Source organism: Aeromicrobium sp. PFPM2_SD2 (assembly GCF_057364525.1).
The window spans coordinates 1-519 of the sequence record NZ_JBNFNZ010000836.1 but is presented as its reverse complement, the minus strand read 5'-3'; the positions used below and the strand labels follow the sequence as shown (position 1 = coordinate 519).

Genomic DNA, 519 nt, shown 5'->3' with positions numbered 1-519 from the left:
CGGCGCCGAAGTCGCGCCGCGGACGCTGGCGCCCTCACGGGTGGTCAGCGCCGTCTCCGCGACGACGTGCGACACCCAGCCGGGACCGAGCTGCCAGACGCCGGAGACGCGCTCGGCGATCGCCGACTGCTTGCGGCCGGTCGGGCCGAGCACCTTCTTGAGGTGGTCGGCGAACGTCTCGGTCAGCACCGGGCCGAACGGCTTGTAGCCGCGGGCCAGGCCCTTGACCGTCGTGGCCAGCGCGGTCATGTCCGCGTCGGCAGCACCGTCGATGGCGCCCAGGCCGAGCTCCCCGCCGAGGTCGACGAGCAGCTGGTTGCGGCGCGACGACACGCCGTCGGTGAGCGCCTCGATCGAGTCGGCGGCACCGACCTGGTCCGGACGCACCTTCGTCCACCAGGCGATGAGCACCCGGGTCGCGTCGGCCGCGTCGAAGGACAGGTCCGCCGGGCGCGGGCCGCCGGACGACGCGGGGTGCGGCGGCCGGGGCCGCGGCGACGGGCGCCTCGGCCGCGGGGG

1 protein-coding gene is annotated in these 519 nt (G+C 76.5%); it reads right to left on the bottom strand.

Annotated features, from left to right (window positions below; genetic code table 11):
• A partial coding sequence (locus AC2W7G_RS18390) for a hypothetical protein (RefSeq protein WP_485869701.1) occupies nucleotides 1-411 on the bottom strand: 411 nt, incomplete at its 3' end.
• Nucleotides 412-519: the final 108 nt, after the last annotated feature.